Here is an 18,385-nt window from a genome sequence, read left to right as displayed (position 1 = left end):
CTACCAGGCGGCTACGCAAATCTCGATCTTCTGACATGTACTCTCATCCCAGCTGTCCACGTGGACAGGTAGCATCAGAGAATCACTCGTTCATTGCTAGGGCGTCCGTAAAGGACCGCATACATTCAACTGGGCGTCTGCTGGCATCGGACCGGGGGCAGTGCTATCGACAGTGCCGCAGGCGACCAGTATCGTGGACAGTACGCCCAAAAGGATTGCCCGTCCCCATCGCGTCCGTGTTGCAAGATTCATTTCCATTTCAGCTTTTCCTTCTCACGGCGGCTGCGGCCGTGATCGCACCAGCGCGCCGAAAACACGTCGATGTCATCGTGGTTTAGTGGTCAGTTCCCGGTTCACTCGAGCGCGGCAGTATTTCTGTCCATTTTTCTACCGCTTGTCGGTGGACGCCATCGGGATTCAGCAGATCGGCCCGGACGATGATCGGCATGATGAAGACCACGCGACGCATGGAAAGACCGGGTCCGTGGCGCTGCACGCGGAAGTGCCCTCGCCGCCAGTGTGGGGAGAGTTCTCCACCCTCGCCGGTATCCGTGTGCGCCGCGCCGCGCTGATGCAGTGAAGGTAAAACTTCTGGCCACACGATATAACGATCGTAAAGCTGTTCGATCTCCTGCAGGCGTTCGTTCTTCTTGCGCTTCCCAAGACCGCTGAAATTCCTCGGTGCGTTGCTGTAGGCATTGTCCTGGGTGATCCGTGGTTGTTCGCTCGAGAGGTAGAACAGGACCTTGAAAGCATAGCTCAGCACCCTGGTCCAGAATCCAGGTCCGTCGTCGTCATCATCATCCAGCTCGTCATCGGGCGAACGAAAATATCTCCCGGCGGCCTGGCGGATCGTCATGGACTCGTCGTCGATCTGTATGCGCATCTGGGAAAAAGACAGCCTGTTCTTTTTCTTCATGCTCTCCCTGGGAGCAACGAACGTCAGCCAACGTTCGCTGGCCCCTTCTGCGGATGACCCGGAGTGATCAAAAATCATGATTGAGTCCACCGCGGATTGTTGATGATCCGAGCGTCACCATGAAGACACCGTAAGGAAACTTACCCTGAATGCCCTTCAGAACGAGATGTAGATTGTCTCCGATTTCGATGGAGTATCCGTTAGGGTCACTGGCTATCGCGGGCGTGGTATCTGGTGTCATGGGAAAGTCCGGAATCACGAGTTCGTTTGACCGCCGGGTCTGCCGTCTGCGGCGACGAAGAGGTGTATGAAGAGGCGTTCAGGCGTAATCGATGCAGCTGCGAGGGCCGCTACGGATGCCAGGAAACAGCGCCAAAGGTCCGGTGGTCGCATCGGGTCAGGTTCGGTTGACAGTGGGCATCAGGTCACCTGGCCGCGACGCGCGCTGGTCTGGCGGCATTGCCCTTCTTTGCGAAGTCCGCGATAGGGTCGGCTGAACGACCTGCCGGACGACCGCGAATTTCAGAACGCGGTTTGGCGGCTGCTGACTTTGGGCGAACGCTAGCGCAGTGGCTGTCTGCGCTTTTACACACATGAGCCGATGTGTGACTGCTGGCCCTTGCTGCTTCTTCCTTCTTTAATGCCTGCGGGCTCAACCATTCTTCCTGGTATGCAGCATAAGCACCGGTGTTCAGCACTGACAGCAGGCCAAAAATTATCCCGGACGTGGTGTAGCGTCGTTTCATGTTATTCATCCTGCTATTGACGCTGCCGGCAGGCAGTTCTTTATCGAACTGTCGCGCCGGCATGGTCCTGTTTTCCTCAGGCAGTTGATACTTCTGCCGCAGTTACGACCGGCTCGCCATGATCGACGAAGTCGATCGTCAGATTGCCTTCGGCTGAGCTGGACAGCCGAATCTTCGCGGGCGCGTTGCCGGCAGCCATACGCGTGAGCAGCTCACGGGAAACCGACGGCAGGATGCACTGGTTGAGGAACGCGTCCACGTTGCGTGCGCCGGATTCTCGCGCCAGGCACAGTTCGGCCATCGCGCCGATGAGCGAGTCGTCACAGACCAACTCGACATCGTGCTGCCGGCGCAGGCGTTCGGCGACCTTCTCGAGCTTCAGACGCACGATTGCGGCGAGCGCGGTCACATCAAGCGGCCGGTACACCAACGTCTGGAAGCGCGCGAGCAGGGCGGGCTGGAATTGTGCGACGAGTTGCGGATGGATCGCCTCGAGGAGTGCTGCCTGCGCGATATCCGGGCTGTCTGCGGTTACCTCGTCAATCTGGGCGCTGCCGAGATTGGACGTCATCAGGATCACGCAGTTGCGGAAGTCGATCTCGCGTCCTTCGCCATCGCGCATCGTGCCGCGGTCAAAGACCTGATAGAAGATGTCCAGCACGTCACGATGAGCCTTTTCCACTTCATCGAGCAGTACAACACTGTACGGGCGCTGACGCACCGCTTCTGTCAGGATGCCGCCGCGTCCGTAGCCGACATAGCCCGGCGGCGAGCCCTTGAGTTGCGATACCGTGTGCGATTCCTGGTACTCCGACATGTTGATCGTCGTAAGGGCGGCTTCGCCCCCAAAGAGCAGGTCCGCGAGGGCGAGTGCGGTTTCCGTCTTGCCGACACCCGAGGGACCCGCGAGCAGAAATACGCCGAGCGGGGCGTGTTCGTTCTTCAGGCCGGCCTTCGCAGTGCGCAGGCTTTCCGCAAGTGCGGCCAGCGCGTCGTCCTGGGCAACGACGCGCTTCGCGAGCTGGTCTTCCAGGGTGAGCAGACCCTGCAGCTCATCTTCGAGGAGATTGCCGACCGGCACGCCGGTCCATTCGGCCACCACGCGCGCGATCGCCTGACCATGCAGGCAATTGGCCGACGGTACGTTGCCGCTTATAACGCACGGTATGACAGGAGCGGCCCGCTCTGGGCAGGAAGTTACCGGGCAACAGTCATCGAGCCCGAGCGTTACCTGCTGATGGCGAGCCGGCTGGTCGAGCTTGCTCCGGTGCGCGCCGGCCTCGCGACTGCACCTGAGCACTACCGCTGGTCCAGCTACCGGCACCATGCCGGCCTTTGCACCGATCCGATTGTGAGCGAGCACGCTCTCTTCGAAGCGCTTGGCAGCACGCCTTTCGAGCGCCACCGTGCCTGGAAGCACCTGTGTGGCCAGCCGCTCGATGAAGGAGAGATCGCCACCCTCATGGCCGCGACGCTCAAGGGATGGGCGCTCGGCAGCGGCACCTACCTGGCCTGGGCCTCGGGCCGGGCCAATCGCCGGATTAGCCGACTGCCCCGAGGCCCTCAACGTAAATCCTCAGAAGCGCCTGCGCAGCCGCAGGACAAGCCCGCACATTGCCAGACTGATTGCCCCTACCATGACAGAGCCAACCCGAGATAACGAGATCCTGCGCTACTACGAGGCGGAAATGCGCTACCTGCGCGAAGCCGGCAAGGAATTCGCGCAGGCGTTCCCCGATCGCGCTCGAGAACTGGATCTCGATCGCGTCGGCGAACGCGATCCGCATGTCGAGCGGCTCTTCGAAGGCTTCGCCTTCCTGATGGGGCGCCTGCGTCACAAGCTTGACGACGAGTTGCCTGAACTGACCGAAGGGCTCGTCAGCATGTTGTGGCCGCACTACCTGCGCATGATCCCGTCGCTCGCAATTCTCGAGCTCATCCCGGAGAAGGGCGCGTTGCAGAAACATGAAACGCTCGAAGCGGGTCTAGAGGCCACGTCTGACCGGGTGGAAGCAGGGTCCAATATGGGCGATGCCGCGATCGAGTGCGTCTATCGCACGACGCAGGAAGTCGACCTGTATCCGCTCGCCCTGAGTGAAGCGGGGGTCTACGCGCGCGAGGATGGACGGTCCGTGATCCGCCTGCGGCTGGCCATCCAGACCCAGGCCGAACGCGAGCGGCTGCAGGTGCCACGCTTGCGCCTGTACCTGAATGCAGACCGGCCCGTTGCGCTTGCCCTATACGCCGCGCTCACGGCAAAGCCGGTTGCGTTGCAGGTTCGTGTGCCGGGCTGGCCCGAGGACCGGCCCGGTGCCCCGATGCCGATGCCGGGACTGCGCCTCGCACCCGCAGGCTTTGCGGCCGAAGAACGGCTCTGGCCGAAGGCTGACAACGCATTCGGCGGATACCAGCTGCTGCTCGAGTACTTTACGTTCCCCGAGAAGTTCATGTTCGTCGACCTGCTTGGGCTCGATATTCAGGCGATTCCCGCGTCGGCGACGTCGCTCGATGTCGAGGTCGTGCTCGAGCGGCCGTATCCGGATGACATGCGTTTCACTGTGGACAACGTTCGCCTGAACTGCACGCCCGTCATCAATCTTTTCCCGGTGGGCGCCGATCCTGTCACGGTCACGCAGCACGAAACCGAGTACCGGGTACGTGCGCGAGCCGAACACGGCTCGCTGGTCGACATCTATTCGGTTGATGCCGTGGACTACTTCGAGCGTGGCCGGCGCTATGAATATGTGCCTTTCGCGGCGTTTCGCCATCGCGGCGGCATGCTGCGCCACGACATGCCTGAACGGTACTACCACACAAGGATGCGCCGCGGTCCGTCAGGCCGCTTCGATACCTGGATTGTGCTCGGCGGCCACGCCTGGGATCAGGCGAACACGCTGCCCACCGAGACGCTGTCGCTGTCGGTCACCGGCACCAACGGGATGCTGCCCCGCAAGGCCCTGCGCGAAGCAGGCATCACGCGAATGCGCGGCGGCTTCACCAACATCGGCGCGGTGCGCAACCTCACGGCGCCGACCCTGCCGGTCTATCCACCCACCGGCGACCGGTTCCAGTGGCGCGTGCTCTCGCACCTCGCCCCGAACTACCTGTCGCTACTTGATGCGGAGATCCTGCGCGGCTCGCTCGCGCTCTACGACTGGGCCGACGGCGAACTCATCCGGTTCCGCTCGCGCGCACAACTGGGCTTTCCCGGGCGCGAGATCGACGCGGTCCGCTACGACGCCGACAATCCGTTGGCGCCGGTCTCGGTGGTGACGACGTTTCTCGGACTCTATGGCGTCGACGCGCGCATGACCTTGACAGCATTGTGGCGATCACAGATAGCAGTCACGTCGCGACACTCGACAAAACCATCCGTGAGATTAGAACCCGCTTTTCAGACGATTCGGCCATGTGGGAGCCCGCGCTGTGGCGCAGCCAGTGCGCGGAGGCACTCTTGAGCTGGACCGCCCCTGCGTCGTGGTCGCCCCCGCGCAGACGTAGCGCTGCAGCCGCGCCCGCGAAGATCTCCTTGATGATCGTGTGCAGGCCGGCTCGCGTGAGGGGCTTCACGGATTTTCCGAGGGGCAGCACGAGCGGGAGGTCCTCGTGCTGCATAGGCAGCACTGGCAGGCCACGTTCGCGCCGGTAACGACCCAGTTCCTCCATCATCTCCGCGGAAACGGGGACAAGCCGCGTCTTTCCTCATCCAGCAAGGCTACTACGAGTAGGGGTTCATATTGTGTTCTGCCTTATTCAGCGGCAATTGCAGGCCGGGCGCTGTGAAGCGAACAGCTTTCGCAGCATGGAAAACAGGCGCGATGGGTTCAGGCGGAAGTGGCTGTGGCGCGTAATGCCTGCGCGGCTGTGCTGACGCATCGCTTCACTCGCTGCATTCAGGAAAAAGGCGCTCAGAGCAGTCTCCGTGTAGGTCTCAAAAATGTTCAATGAGAGGATGAACCTGCGGGGCTCCGGCTGGTACCGGATCAAGTCCGAAACAACCGTGTCCCCCAATTCCTGGAACTGCGGCAAGAGAGCGCATCCCGTCCGCAGAAGGCCTACTATTGCAGGTTTCACGCTGGCCACCCGGTACCAGGGACATTCCTGGGGCAGGTTTCCAGTATCCAGCTTGACCTTCCATATTCCTGTGTGTGAATATTCATTCATGGCGGTGAAATAAAGACCGCACGCTCACGTCGAATCCGGACGTGGGCGACGTCAGATGGCTATTGACAGCTCGGTAGCTGTTCGTGCTGCAAGGGTGGCTTTGCCATTTCAATTTTAATCAATCAGTAGTGCAGATCATAATGGGCTTCCATTTACCTTCAACAGCAGGATCGTTGCACGGCTTGCGCATTGTGGATCTGTCCCGTGTCCTCGGCGGCCCGTACTGCACGCAGATCCTCGCCGACCACGGCGCAGAAGTGATCAAGATTGAACCGCCGGGTGGCGACGAAACGCGCGGCTGGGGGCCGCCGTTCGACGGCGAGACAGCTTCGTACTTCCAGGGCCTCAATCGCAACAAACTGGGCGTCGTGCTCGATCTTACGCAGCCATCGGAGCGAGAGCGTCTGCTCGCGCTGCTCGAAACCGCTGACGTACTGGTCGAGAACTTCAAGATCGGCACCCTCGAGCGATGGGGGCTCGGTTACGACACCGTGCTCGCTACACGCTTTCCGAGGCTCGTGCATTGCCGGGTTTCAGGTTTCGGTGCGGACGGCCCACTCGGCGCGCTGCCAGGCTATGACGCGGCGATCCAGGCGATGACAGGCCTCATGAGTGTCAACGGCGAGGCGGGTGGTGCGCCGCTACGCGTGGGCGTACCCATTGTCGATCTCGTGACCGGCCTGAATGCCGCCCTCGGTATCCTCATGGCACTGCGCGAGCGCGAGACAAGCGGCCGCGGCCAGTTTGTCGAATCCACGCTGTTCGACTGTGCGCTTTCGATCCTGCACCCGCACACCCCCAATTACTTCTATTCGGGCAAGGAGCCGCGACGAACTGGCAACGCGCATCCGAACATCACGCCCTATGACATGTTTCATACCGGCAGTGGCGACATTTTCCTCGCTGTTGGCAACAACACGCAGTTCGCGGCGCTTTGCCGGCTGATCGAGGCACCGCAGCTTGCTGCCGATCCGCATTTCGCCGACAACCGGTTGCGCAGCCAGCACCGGAGCGATCTGCGCGCGGAACTTGAACAACGTTTCGCCGCCTGGGATGGACCACAGCTCGCCGACACACTCGTGCGCCACGGTGTGCCATGTGCGCCGGTGCTCGGACTTGGTGCGGCCCTCGCGCATCCCCACACGGCCCATCGCGGGATGAAGGTTGAGATGGGTTCCTATTGCGGAATCGCGTCGCCCATCAAGCTGGGTCGCACACCGGCCACTTACCGAAGCGTGCCACCGGCACTCGACGAACACTCCACGCAGGTCTTCGGAGAACTGTCAGGCGACGCGTAGCCCGCACATCAACCGGCAGTTCGATATAACCACAACTGCGGCATACGTGACGCCGCGCAGGAGACAACAGTGACATCTACCAACCAGGCAAGATGCCTCGCGCACAGGGAGACTGGATCATGCTCGCGCTAATCGGTACGCCGGCGATCGTTGCTCTCTTCACGTTGATCATCACGAAGCGGCTTTCGCCACTCGTCGCGTTGATCTCTGTGCCTATCGTCGCGGCGCTCGCAGCGGGTTTCGGACTCTCCACCGCGAAATTCATCGTTCACGGGGTGCAGAACATCGGTCCGGTTGCGGGCATGTTCGTATTTGCGATTCTTTTCTTTGGAGTCCTTACTGACGCCGGGATGCTTGACCCGATCATCAACGGTGTGCTGCGCGTGGTGGGCTGCCATCCGCCGCGCATTGTTATGGGCTCGGCACTGCTTGCGTTGCTCATCCATCTGGATGGTTCGGGCGCAGTCACATTTCTCGTCACACTGCCCGCGATGATGCCGCTCTATACCCGCCTGGGTCTCGACCGCCGCATTCTCGCCTGCGTCGCGTCAATGGCCGCGGGCGTCAACTTCCTCCCCTGGGTCGGGCCGATGCTGCGCGCTTCCGCGGCTTTGCATATTCCCGGCACCATGATCTTCTATCCAATGATTTCCGTGCAGATCGTCGGGCTTGTGTTCGTATTCGGCACGGCATACGTGCTCGGCAAGCGCGAGGAGAAGCGTCTCGGTCTCACGCGCGAGCATGCCGCCGGCATCGCCGTCACGCCGCGGGTGCTCACGCCAGAGGAGCTTGCGCTGCGCCGGCCCCAGCGTTTCTGGATCAATCTCGTGCTCATCCTGATTGTACTCACCACGCTGGTGTCAGGCATCGTCGATCCGATGGTCATGTTCATGATTGGAACGGTGCTCGCCCTGGTTATCAACTATCCGGATGTGAAACAGCAGCGCGAACGCGTCGATGCGCACGCGAAGGCGGCCCTGATGATGGCGAGCGTGCTGCTTGCGGCAGGTGCGTTTACCGGCATCATGACCGGCACCGGCATGCTCACTGCCATGGCCGAAGTAGTCGTGCGCCATGTGCCTGCCGAGAACGCGCGCCACATGCCATTCGTGCTGGGGCTCGTCTCGATGCCGCTCAGCCTGCTCTTCGACCCCGATTCGTTTTACTTCGGCATTCTGCCTGTCCTGGCGAAGAGCGGGGAACTGCTGGGTGTGCCGTCCGTGCAGATGGCGCAGGCGGCTCTGCTCGGCCAGATGACGACGGGCTTTCCCGTCAGCCCGCTCACGCCGGCGACCTTCCTGATTGTCGGCTTGACGGGCGTCGAGCTTGCCGAGCATCAGAAGTTCACGATTCCGTTCCTGTTTGCCGCCTCTGTGCTGATGGTATTCACCGCCTTGCTGGTAGGTGTATTTCCGCTTTGATCATGCTTTCGTTTATGCCTTGAGAGGAAGTCCCCGATGAATTTCAACCTCAATGAAGACCAGCAGTCGATTGTCGGGGCAATCGAGAAGATCTGCGAACGCTTCGACGACAGTTACTGGCTCGAACGTGACCGTGAGGGTCGCTTCCCGCACGACTTTCACCGTGCACTCGCCGACGCGGGCTGGCTTGGTATTGCGATGTCGCCCGACTACGGCGGCTCCGGGCTCGGCATGACCGAGGCCGCGCTGATGATGCGCACGATCAGCGCTTCCGGCGCGGGGCTCTCGGGTGCATCGGCCGTGCACATGAACATCTTCGGACTCAATCCGGTGCAGGTGTTCGGCAGCGAGGCGCAGAAGCAGCGCTTCCTGCCACCGCTGATCGAGGGCCGGGACAAGGCCTGCTTCGCTGTCACCGAGCCCGACGCGGGCCTCGACACGACGCACCTGAAAACGCAGGCCGTGCGCATTGGCGATCACTACGTGCTCACGGGCCGCAAGATCTGGATCTCGACGGCGCAGGTCGCGAACAAAATGCTCATCATCGCGCGCACGACGCCGCTCGACCAGGGGACGAAGCCCACCGAAGGTCTGAGCCTCTTCTATACCGATCTCGACCGCACGCACGTCGAAGTCCGCGAGATCGAGAAGATGGGCCGCAAGGCCGTCGATTCGAACATGCTGTTCATCGATGGGCTGCGCGTACCGGTGGAGGACCGCATCGGCGAAGAGGGCAAGGGCTTTCACTATCTGCTGCATGGCCTGAATCCCGAGCGCATCCTGATCGCCTCGGAGGCTGTGGGTCTCGGCCAGGCGGCGTTGCGCCACGCAACGCAGTATGCGAAGGAGCGCGTCGTGTTCGGGCGCCCCATCGGACAGAATCAGGCAATCCAGCATCCGCTCGCGCAGGCGTGGATGGCGCTCGAGGCAGCGAACCTGATGGTGATGAAAGCCGCCACGCTCTACGACGCGGGCGAGCCGTGCGGCGCGGAAGCCAACGCCGGGAAATACCTCGCCGCCGAAGCTGCGTTCCAGTCGTGCCAGACGGCCATTGCAACGCTGGGCGGCATGGGTTACGCGAAGGAGTACCACGTCGAACGCTATCTGCGGGAGTGTATGATTCCAAGGCTCGCGCCCGTCAGCCCGCAGATGATCATGTGCTTCATCGCGGAAAAGGTGCTCGGGCTGCCGAAGTCGTACTGATCAGCGCAAGAGGCACCGCGCCACCTTGCGATCAACCGCCTGCCCCCATGGACGTCAAACTCGTTGCCCGCACGCTCGACCTGTTCGAGCTCTTCGCCACCGAACAGCGGCCGCTGCCGCTCGCCGAAATGGCGCGGCTCCTGAGCGTGCCCTCGTCAAGTTGCCTTGCGCTTGCCCGCACGCTCGTGAGCCGCGGCTATCTCTACGAAGTGCGCAAGCGGGGCGGCTACTATCCCACGCGGCGTCTGCAACTGCTTGCGAACGCGATCAACGCAGTCGATCCCGTGGTCGAAATGTTGCATCCCCGACTTGTGGAACTGCGCGACGCGACTGGCGAAACCATCGTGCTTGGCAAGATCCACGGCGCAGCGGTGGTGTACCTCGATGTAGTCGAATCGGAGAAGGCAGTGCGCTATTCGTGCGCACCCGGCACGCTGCGGCCGTTACACGCGAACTCGATCGGCAAGGTGATTTTCGGCGAACTCGATCTGCCGACGCAGGAGGCACTCGGTGCCAAGCTTCAATTCGAGCGCTACACGAGTGCGACCGCCCCTGATCGCGCGACATTCATCGATCAGATCAGCACTGCGCACGAGCGCGGCTGGTACGCGAATATTGGCGAAAGCGCGCCCGAGCTTTCAGCGGTGGCCGTGGCGCTCGATTTCGGCGGCGACCTGTACGGGCTTTCGATCGGTGGTCCGACAGAGCGAATCCGTGAGCATTTGCACGAGCACGTGGCAACGCTGGTCAAGGCGAAGCAGCAGATTCTATTGACCTGGAGAAAGAGTGAGGCAGCCTGAGCGGCGGCGGGACATGTGCAGCATGCCATTGCCCTGTCACAACTGGCCACCACCGCGCGACTACGCGGTCGAACGTCGCTTCGTGGCCACCTTCGTCCAAGCGGCTACCAGTCGATGCGATGCTTCTGCTCCGTTTCCCGATGTCGCTGGTCGTCATCGGCGTGCAGGTAGAGACTGGTCGTGGTGAGCGAGGCATGGCCGAGGTTATCGCGGATCAGACGCAGGTCAACATCGCCGTCGGCCATGTGGGACCCCGCGGTGTGGCGCAGCCAGTGCGCGGAGGCCCGCTCGAGTTGCGCCGCACGGGAAGCGTGGTCCTCGCCGCGCAGGCGCAGCTTTTTCGCAGCGCCCGCAAAGATGTCCTTGATGATCCCGTGCAGGGCGGCGCGTGTGAGCGGCTTCATGGATTGTCCGAGGGGCAGCACGAGCGGCGTGTCCTCATGCTGGGACAGTAGTGGCGCAAGTCCGCGCGCACGCCGGTAGCGGCCGAGCTCGACCATCATCTCCGCGGTGACGGGCACAAGCCGGTCCTTTTCTCCTTTACCCGTGACCTCGAGCCACCAGCGCTCGTGCCCGTCGGCGTCACGCCGGCAGAAGAAGCGGCCCATCGTGTTGCCGCTGATTTCCGAGATCCGCAAGCCTCCCAGATAGAGCAGGGTGAACAGCCACCGCGCACGCGCGTAGCGTTCGCGTTCGCGGTCCGTGTCACGCGGCAGGCTGTCGATATGGTGCTTGACCTCCTGCCACAGGTCCCGCTCCAGAAAGCGTGTCACGCGGGGCGGGGCGCGCCGGGCCCGCTGGCGCGAGAGCGACAACGGATTGCCGGCGAGATAGCCCGCCTGGACCAGCCAGGCGAAGAGGGCGTTGAGGATCACCATCGCCTGGCGCTGGCTGGTGGCGGCCAGTGGCCCGTGAAACGGGCGCCAGCGCGGATCGTCGCGGGGGCACTTGCGACCGCTGGCGACCCAGCGCTCGCGCGGCTGCGGGTCGGCCAGGAAACGCTGGTAGACGAGCAGATCCTCGTGGGTGAGTGACGACAGCGGCTTGCCCAGCTCGACGACCGACCACAGCAGCAGCCGCTCGGTTTCCTTGCGGTAGCTCCCGAACGTGGTCGGCGTGTCGGCCACGCGCGCGAGCCATGCCCGGATCGCGTTGAGGTCGTCGTTGGCGGCGATCTGGCGACGGCCGTCAACGCGGTTGACGCCGTGCTGGCCGTCGAGCGCAGCGGGCAGCACGAGCGTGTCGAGCGGCCGCGGCGCGCTCAGCATGATCTGCATGAGTAGTCGGAATGGAGGGTGACGTGCTGATTGTCCCATCGTCGGGTTTTAATTTCAACATTATACGAATAATGTCAAAATCTCGGCCAAAGTCCATTAGAAATCAGTCGGTTTACGTTATATTATTTGTCGAAATAACCGAGACCGATCCCGATGTCCGACGCAGTTCCTGATGAAACCCGCCTGGCAGCAGAAATCGAGCGCCTGAAGGCCGAATTCCCGAAGACGCGCGAGCTCTATCGCGAGGCCTGCGCGCTGCTGTTCTTCCGCTTCGGCATCACGCCAACCGCCAACCGGCTGTACCAGCTGGTGAAGCGGGGGAGCATGAGCACGCCCACCCAGGTGCTGGGGGAGTTCTGGACCGAACTGCGCGAAAAGAGCCGGGTGCGCATCGAGCATCCTGATCTGCCGGCCGATCTCGGCGCGGCCGCCGGCGAACTGGTCGCTACCCTCTGGACACGTGCGAGCGCATCAGCCGGGACCGCGCTCGACCCGCTGCGCGACGAGGTCGAGGCGCAGCGCGCGGAGGCGCAGCAGGCGGTCGCCGCCGCCCGCGACGAACTGGCTCGCGTCGAGACGGCGCTCGAGCAGCGCACCGCCGCGCTGCTGGCCGCGCAGGTCGAGGTGCGGAATCTGGACAAGGCGCAGGCCGAAGGCCACGCGCAGCGACAGGCGCTGGAGGCGGAACTCGGGCGGAGGAGCACGGCGCTGGCGGCGCGCGATCGCGAGATCGTGGAGGTGAGAGAAGCTTTTTCGCGGGATCTGGAGAAGCTGCGGGAAGCGGCCGAACGCGCGGAGGAACGACTGCGTGCGGCGGAGAAACGGGCGCTGCTCGAGATCGACCGCGAGCGCGGCGCCGTCGCGAAGCTGCAGAAGGAACTGGAAGAAGCCACGCGTCGTGCGGACCGGAAGGACGCCGACCATCGCCGTTCATTGGAAACCATGCAGGCGCAACTGGGTGACGCCCGCCATCAGGCGGGCGTGCTGCAGGGACGGCTCGATGCCGTCCAGGCCACGAACGCGACGCTGCAAGAACAACTGGCGGCACGGCGCGAGGCCGATGCCCACGAAATACGACCCGTTCGCGCGAAGGCCGTCACGGCACGCCCAGCCGCGACCCGTCCGGCACGGACACCGGGCCCGCCGCGCAAGGCGCCGGCCGTCTCCATGCCATCCGGCAAGACGGCGGCACGCCGCAAGCGGGGGTAGTCAGCATGGCAGGCAGCCGCCGCCCGCCGAAAGAGGGGAAAGGACGAACCAGGCGGACCCGTCGTCAGGCCCCGGCCTGTCCGCCGATCGGCGCGCTGATGCGCTACGGCGAGCGCACTGTGCGCGTGATCGCCGAAGCGAGCGGCCAGCGCGTGATCATCGAGTCAGTCGACGACGACGGTCGCACCTTCCGTAGCACGGTGAAGTGGGCTAATCTGGCCCGTCCTGAAAGGCAACTTTTCTGAGCGCGATGACCATGCAGCGGACCGTGAAGCAACTGGATATCTTCGCCGACAGCCGCGACGTGATGTTGCGCAACGACGTGCTGGAGCAACTGCAGAAGCGCGATGCGGTGTCCGCTCGCACCGCACTGGAACGGCTGGCTGCCGGATACCCGGACGATGGCGCGCTGCCCGCGATGAGCGTGCTGGTGTGCGAACTCGAACGCGGACTTGAGCGCGGATCGACGTCGCCCTTTGCGGATCACGCGGCGCTCGCCATCGCCCGCCGTCACCTGGAGGACGAGGTGGTGCCCGCCGCCCGGCGGGTGCTGCCCGCGCAGACCGGTCATGCATGGCTCGCACCCTGCTGGCGAGCGCTCGCCGACCGGGCCGCGACCCTGGCCTTTCTCCGTGCCGATGCCGACAGCCATTCTGCACCGCTGTGGCTGCTGGCGGGCGACTGGGCGGCCGCGAGTGACGCGATCGGGAGCATTGAATCGTGGTGGCGCATCCCGGCGCCACTCGCGTGGATGACCGAGTCGCGCTACCGGACAGGTGGACTGGAGGCCGCATGGCCGCTGCTCGCGGAACTGGCGTGGCTGGCACCTCCGCGGTTCGCGGCATTACTGCCGATGCTCAGCGACGCTTCGCTTGACGCGTTACGCCGGCGCTTCGATGCAGAGTTTCCGGGCGCGGGCGAGACGGACGATTACGCGTGGTTTCCGGCGTGGCTGTTGGTGGTCAAGCCCGCACTGGCGGGCCGGCTGGGCGAGGCGCGCGTGCAGCGCGACCAGGCGGGGTCGCGGGCGATGGCGCTGCTGGGCAAGATCCTGCGCCGGGAGCATGAAGGTGAACAGCGCGAACTGGTGAACCTGCGCCAGGAACTCAGCCGGCTGCATGCAGGCCTGTTTGACACGTATATGGCGACGCGGAAAGTGCAGCACCGATGAGGGGGCGTTTTCTCTTCCAGGGTTGCGGCGTTGCCGCCTCGACTTTGCCGCACGTCGTGCGCCCCGTCGATTCGGCGCAATCTGGTGTTCCGATGCCGAACCAGGCAACGCTTTATCCCTGCACCCTGAACTCTGGTGGCGTTGACGTGACGGGAAGTGCGGCGATGACACTGTACGCGTAGGAATCCATAAGAGTGTCGCGGATGAGAAGGATTGTCTTGATAGCGCGGTTTCCAGTCACGTCTTTCACGTCCGGCTTCCGTCAGAACGCGGCATGCGCGCTGCTCAGAGCCGCACCGAAGAGTCGGATGGCTTCCTTCATCGACGCGTCCCGCACCCGCGTATACACGGCAATCTCGATCGGCGCGAGCACTGGCAGTCCAAAGCGGCTTCCCACCTCCACCGCTCGCGCCGGAATGCCGTGGCGGGTCATTGGCGCGACGGCAAGGCCCGCCATGACGGCCGCGCCGACTGTCCCGATTCCACCGCCCACGAAGACTTCGGTCCATTTGATGCCCGCTTCGTCCAGCGCCTTGAGTGAGTTGGCCCGTACGCCGCAGGGCGCCGACAACGAAGCAACGCGCAGCGGTTCGTTTAGATGGCGGGTCCACTGCGGCGCCGCGAACCATCCGCACCGCTCGACGAAAAGACGCTGCGCATCGCGCCGCGCGGGGTCGTGCCTGGCGAAGGCCGCATCGAGTTCGCCGGCGTCGTATGCCTCGATCATCTGGCTGGAAGCGCCAATCCTGAGTTCGACGCGCAACGTGGGGTCGTAACTCGAGACGCGCGCGAGCAGCGGAATCAGGTCGTCGGCGGTGGTGTGATCGATGATGCCAAGGCGCAGACTGCGCTGCTCGCGGACATCGGTCGCCACCGCACGGTCGTGGGCGCTCAGCAGGTCGCGCGCGGCCGAGAGAAAAGCGACGCCTTCGGGCAGCAGCTGGATGTGGCGCGGCGTTCGTTCGAGCAGACGCCGGTCGAGCCGTTCTTCGAGCCGCTTGATTTTCAGGCTGATCGCCGACTGAGTCGTGTCCTGCACTTCGGCCGCGCGCGTGAAGCTGCTGAGATCGGCGACCAGCACGAAGGCCTGAACGGCATCGAGGTCGAGCAGGCGGCCAGAGTGCCGGGATCCCGCGCTCATGATCGCGTGGCCGCTTCAAGGCTGAAAACGAAAGACTCGTAGGGGCGGCCCATGGCGTGCCTCAATCCCATTTCACACGTGCGGTTCGCGCAAACGTACGCGTCTGCGTGCACATTCTCGAGATAGGCCTTCTGATCGCGCGTCGCCGAGATCACCAGCTCCGGGTGGAGCAGGCCGCGATCGCCAGCCGTTCCGCAACACGTCGCGCCAACGGGGATTTCGACTTGCGCAGACATATGCTCCGCGATGCGCTTGAGATCCCGCGTGAGCTTGAGATGCGACATCGCGCAGGTCGGGTGAATCACTATCTTTCCGAGCGGCGCAACGACCTTCAGATCGGGCAGGAGATTCGCGCACCAGGTAATCGAATCGATGATGTCGAGCCGTTGCCGGCGAGCGAGCAACGCCGGCGGCAGCGCGTCGTCCAGCCCGCCGACGAGGCCGTGCGTGCAGGACGCAGCATCGACCACGACCGGCAGTCGTCCCTCGTCGCTCCACCGCCAGAGGCGCTCGAGAACCGTCTCGGCCATGAGCTGTCGGGCCGACGAGAAGCCCTTCGAGCTGAAGGGCGTGGCGCAGCAGGTGCCGGCAATGTCTTCGGGAATCCAAAGCTTCTTGCTCGCACGCTTCGATACGGCGATGAGCGCCTGCTGGATCGAGAGGGCGTCGTCGGGCGCATCGGGATCACGGCCAAACATCCGGTTGACGCACGCGGTGAAGTAGACGGCGTCCGCGTTGTCGCGACGCGTGGCCGGCAGGGCGCGGGCCGGTTTCGGCAGCGGGCCGGGCACGGTCGGCACGATGTCGTTGCTGGCCACCCGGCGGGCCGTGTCGGCCACGGCTCGCACGGTCTTCCAGCCAAGCGCTTCGCCCATGTAGCGGGCGCCTCGCAGGGCGACTTTGCTCGCCCGTTCGACGCCATCCCAGTGCTGCGCGACGAAGCGTGCGGCGCCTTCCGACCTGCGGGTTTGCGTCGCGTGACGGAACTCGCGCATCAGTTCGCCCGTATTGATTTCAATCGGACAGGGGAGCGCGCAGGTGCCGTCTCCCGCGCACGTTTGAATCGCGTCGTACTGGTACTGTTCCTGAAGGCGTTGAAGCAACGCCGACCCCTCCGGCTGGCGCGCCATTTCCCTTCGTACAACGATACGTTGCCTCGGCGTCATCGTGACGTTGCGGCTTGGGCAGACCGACTCGCAAAAGCCGCATTCGATACACAAGCTCGCGTTGGCCGTGCTCTCGATGCCGGGCTGGGTCTTCAGGCCCTTCAGATGGATCTGCTTGTCCCGTGTGAGGATGACGTTGGGCGCGAGCACACCATGCGGGTCGGCCAGCAGCTTGACCCGCCACATCATCGCGGTCGCGCGCTCGCCCCATTCCTGCTCGAGAAACGGCGCCATGTTGAGCCCGGTTCCGTGTTCAGCCTTCAGCGAACCGTCGTATTGCTTGACGACGAGTTGGACCAGTTCCTCCATGAACCTCGAGTATCGCGCCCGTCCTTCTTCTTCGTCGAGCTTTGCGGTCAGCGTGAAGTGCAGATTGCCGTGCGCCGCATGACCTGCCACGCCGGGAATGAAACCGTGCCGCCGCAGCAGCGCCTGAAGGTCGCGCGCGGCATGCGCGAGTCGCGCCGGCGGAAAACAGACATCTTCTACGATCAGCATCGATCCGACGGGGCGCTGCTTGCCGACGAGGCCGAGCAATCCTTCGCGCACGAACCAGGCAAGCTCGATCGCCTCCGCGCTGTTCGTCAGGATCGGGTCCGCAATCAGGTTCGCTTTCGAGGCCAATTCGATGATATTCGCTGCTCTGGCCGTCAGCGCCGCGGTGTCCTGGGCGCCTATTTCCACCAGCAGCGCCGCGGCTTCGGGGTCGAGCGTCCGCCAATAATCCGGCGTGCCGGGAAAGGCCTCGGCGGCGGCGCGCAAGGCGGGAGCGACCATCAACTCGACGGCCTGCGCCCCGCGTTCCACGAGTTCCGGCACCAAGGCGATGGCGGCATCGATCGACGGGAACGCGAGCCAGGCTACGCTTGTGACGGGCGCGCTCGGAACGGTCTCGAAGGTCACGTCGGAGACGAATCCCAGCGTCCCTTCCGAGCCGATCAGCAGGCGTCGGAAGATCTCAAGCGGCGTATCGCCATCGAGGAAGGCGTCGAGCCTGAATCCGTGCGTGTTGCGAATAGCGTACTTCTGGCGGATTCGTTCGACGAACGCCTGGTCGGCCATGATCTCGGCTTTGAGGGTCATCAGGCCGGCGGCGAGCGCGGGCTCCTGCGCGGCGAATTGCTGTTCGGCGTCGGCGCTTGCCGTGTCGATCTTCGTGCCGGAGGCGAGCACGAAGCTCATCGCGCTGACCGTGTGATAGGCATCCTGACTGACGCGACAGCGCATGCCGCCCGCATTGTTGCTCACGACGCCGCCCAGCGTGCAGACATTGGCGCTGGCGGGATCGGGGCCGAGCTTGCGTCCGTGGCATGAGAGGTGGACGTTCGCGTGGGCAAGGATGGTACCCGCACGCGCCTTGAGCTGCGTGCCGTCTTTCGCAATCGACACGATACCGGCGAAATGCTTGCGAACGTCGATCAGAATGTCATCTGACTGGGCTTGTCCGTTGAGGCTCGTGCCGGCAGCCCGGAAGGTCGCGTGGCGCCCCGCTTCGCTGCAGAACTTCAGCACCTTCGCGACGTCGTTGGCATCGTGCGCTTCGATCACCACCTGGGGGATGAGCCGGTAGGGACTTGCGTCCGACGCGTAGCGAACGAGGTCGACCACGCGATGGAGCACGCGCCCGTTTCCCAGCAGATTCTCCAGCGCGGACTTCAACGGGGCCGGCGTGCCATCGAGTAGCGCCTCGGGCAGGGCGTCATCGGTAGGCGGACCTTTGGGGCGGCCAATACGGGTTGGGTCTGGGGAGAACAGCTTTTTCATGTCGAGCCTGCCGCATACAATGGGAGAGCAAGTCGAGGAAGTTACCCTGACGTCAACAGCCAGACTGCAAGAAATCCAACAGTTCGGGGTTTTTCTGCTGACGCGT

General features: G+C 63.7%; 16 protein-coding genes and 1 pseudogene. 9 read left to right on the top strand and 8 right to left on the bottom strand.

From position 1 onward, the window contains the following. Positions 1-334 precede the first annotated feature (334 nt). The 4 genes and pseudogenes from FVF58_RS36575 to FVF58_RS36565 all read right to left on the bottom strand — a co-directional run. The gene (locus FVF58_RS36575; RefSeq protein ID WP_149674586.1) at positions 335-997 is read right to left on the bottom strand and encodes an AcrVA2 family anti-CRISPR protein; all 663 of its coding nucleotides are present in this window, start codon (positions 995-997) and stop codon (positions 335-337) included. After that, positions 987-1,160 carry a hypothetical protein gene (locus FVF58_RS51765; RefSeq protein WP_188131033.1) on the bottom strand — a complete coding sequence of 58 codons (174 nt, stop codon included), beginning with the start codon at positions 1,158-1,160 and terminating at the stop codon, positions 987-989. The genes FVF58_RS36575 and FVF58_RS51765 overlap by 11 nt, the downstream gene beginning before the upstream one ends. A 184-nt stretch (positions 1,161-1,344) precedes the next feature. Continuing rightward, positions 1,345-1,728 (bottom strand): hypothetical protein, encoded by a 384-nt coding sequence (locus FVF58_RS36570; RefSeq protein WP_149674585.1) that lies wholly within the window; start codon positions 1,726-1,728, stop codon positions 1,345-1,347. 13 nt (positions 1,729-1,741) lie between these two features. Continuing rightward, positions 1,742-2,782 (bottom strand): annotated as a pseudogene (locus FVF58_RS36565) (AAA family ATPase); the annotation flags it as partial. 3 nt (positions 2,783-2,785) lie between these two features. Between FVF58_RS36565 and FVF58_RS51760 the strand changes: the two are divergent. Both FVF58_RS51760 and tssF read left to right on the top strand, forming a co-directional pair. Then, on the top strand, positions 2,786-3,325 hold the full coding sequence (locus FVF58_RS51760; protein WP_188131036.1) for a transposase: 540 nt from the start codon (positions 2,786-2,788) through the stop codon (positions 3,323-3,325). Continuing rightward, a complete protein-coding gene (gene tssF, locus FVF58_RS36560; protein WP_149674584.1) occupies positions 3,303-5,123 on the top strand; it encodes a type VI secretion system baseplate subunit TssF in 1,821 nt (606 codons plus the stop codon). The genes FVF58_RS51760 and tssF overlap by 23 nt, the downstream gene beginning before the upstream one ends. 295 nt (positions 5,124-5,418) lie before the next feature. Here tssF and FVF58_RS36550 read toward each other — a convergent pair whose 3' ends face one another. Then, a complete protein-coding gene (locus FVF58_RS36550; RefSeq protein WP_149674583.1) occupies positions 5,419-5,694 on the bottom strand; it encodes a hypothetical protein in 276 nt (91 codons plus the stop codon). 275 nt (positions 5,695-5,969) lie between these two features. Between FVF58_RS36550 and FVF58_RS36545 the strand changes: the two genes are divergently transcribed. The 4 genes from FVF58_RS36545 (at position 5,970) to FVF58_RS36530 (ending at position 10,551) form a co-directional block, all read left to right on the top strand. Then, a complete protein-coding gene (locus FVF58_RS36545) occupies positions 5,970-7,127 on the top strand; it encodes a CaiB/BaiF CoA transferase family protein (RefSeq protein WP_149674582.1) in 1,158 nt (385 codons plus the stop codon). Between the two features lie 119 nt (positions 7,128-7,246). Beyond that, on the top strand, positions 7,247-8,548 hold the full coding sequence (locus tag FVF58_RS36540; protein WP_149674581.1) for a CitMHS family transporter: 1,302 nt from the start codon (positions 7,247-7,249) through the stop codon (positions 8,546-8,548). Positions 8,549-8,584: 36 nt separating this feature from the next. After that, on the top strand, positions 8,585-9,751 hold the full coding sequence (locus FVF58_RS36535; RefSeq protein WP_149674580.1) for an acyl-CoA dehydrogenase family protein: 1,167 nt from the start codon (positions 8,585-8,587) through the stop codon (positions 9,749-9,751). A 47-nt stretch (positions 9,752-9,798) separates the two neighbouring features. Next, positions 9,799-10,551 (top strand): IclR family transcriptional regulator, encoded by a 753-nt coding sequence (locus FVF58_RS36530; RefSeq protein ID WP_149674579.1) that lies wholly within the window; start codon positions 9,799-9,801, stop codon positions 10,549-10,551. A 104-nt stretch (positions 10,552-10,655) separates the two neighbouring features. On the opposite strand, the gene FVF58_RS36525 is transcribed toward FVF58_RS36530, so the two are convergent. Then, on the bottom strand, positions 10,656-11,828 hold the full coding sequence (locus FVF58_RS36525; RefSeq protein ID WP_149674578.1) for a tyrosine-type recombinase/integrase: 1,173 nt from the start codon (positions 11,826-11,828) through the stop codon (positions 10,656-10,658). Between the two features lie 153 nt (positions 11,829-11,981). Between FVF58_RS36525 and FVF58_RS36520 the strand changes: the two genes are divergently transcribed. Genes FVF58_RS36520 through FVF58_RS36510 form a run of 3 tightly spaced genes read left to right on the top strand, consistent with a single transcriptional unit; the run spans position 11,982 to position 14,208 of the window. Then, the gene (locus FVF58_RS36520; RefSeq protein WP_149674577.1) at positions 11,982-13,037 is read left to right on the top strand and encodes a DNA-binding protein; all 1,056 of its coding nucleotides are present in this window, start codon (positions 11,982-11,984) and stop codon (positions 13,035-13,037) included. Positions 13,038-13,042: 5 nt separating this feature from the next. Further along, positions 13,043-13,282: a hypothetical protein gene (locus tag FVF58_RS36515; protein WP_149674576.1), complete on the top strand. Its 240-nt coding sequence runs from the start codon at positions 13,043-13,045 to the stop codon at positions 13,280-13,282. 23 nt (positions 13,283-13,305) lie between these two features. Next, positions 13,306-14,208 (top strand): hypothetical protein, encoded by a 903-nt coding sequence (locus FVF58_RS36510; RefSeq protein WP_246217334.1) that lies wholly within the window; start codon positions 13,306-13,308, stop codon positions 14,206-14,208. 262 nt (positions 14,209-14,470) lie between these two features. On the opposite strand, the gene FVF58_RS36505 is transcribed toward FVF58_RS36510, so the two are convergent. Then, positions 14,471-15,349 (bottom strand): LysR substrate-binding domain-containing protein, encoded by an 879-nt coding sequence (locus FVF58_RS36505; protein WP_149674574.1) that lies wholly within the window; start codon positions 15,347-15,349, stop codon positions 14,471-14,473. Then, positions 15,346-18,279 (bottom strand): FAD-binding and (Fe-S)-binding domain-containing protein, encoded by a 2,934-nt coding sequence (locus FVF58_RS36500; RefSeq protein WP_149674573.1) that lies wholly within the window; start codon positions 18,277-18,279, stop codon positions 15,346-15,348. The genes FVF58_RS36505 and FVF58_RS36500 overlap by 4 nt, the downstream gene beginning before the upstream one ends. Positions 18,280-18,385: the final 106 nt, after the last annotated feature.

Origin of the sequence: Paraburkholderia panacisoli, from assembly GCF_008369935.1 — a bacterium.
GTDB classification, from domain to species: Bacteria; Pseudomonadota; Gammaproteobacteria; order Burkholderiales; family Burkholderiaceae; genus Paraburkholderia; species Paraburkholderia panacisoli.
Note: the sequence above shows the minus strand (reverse complement) of the source record. Positions and strands in the feature narration are given on the sequence as shown.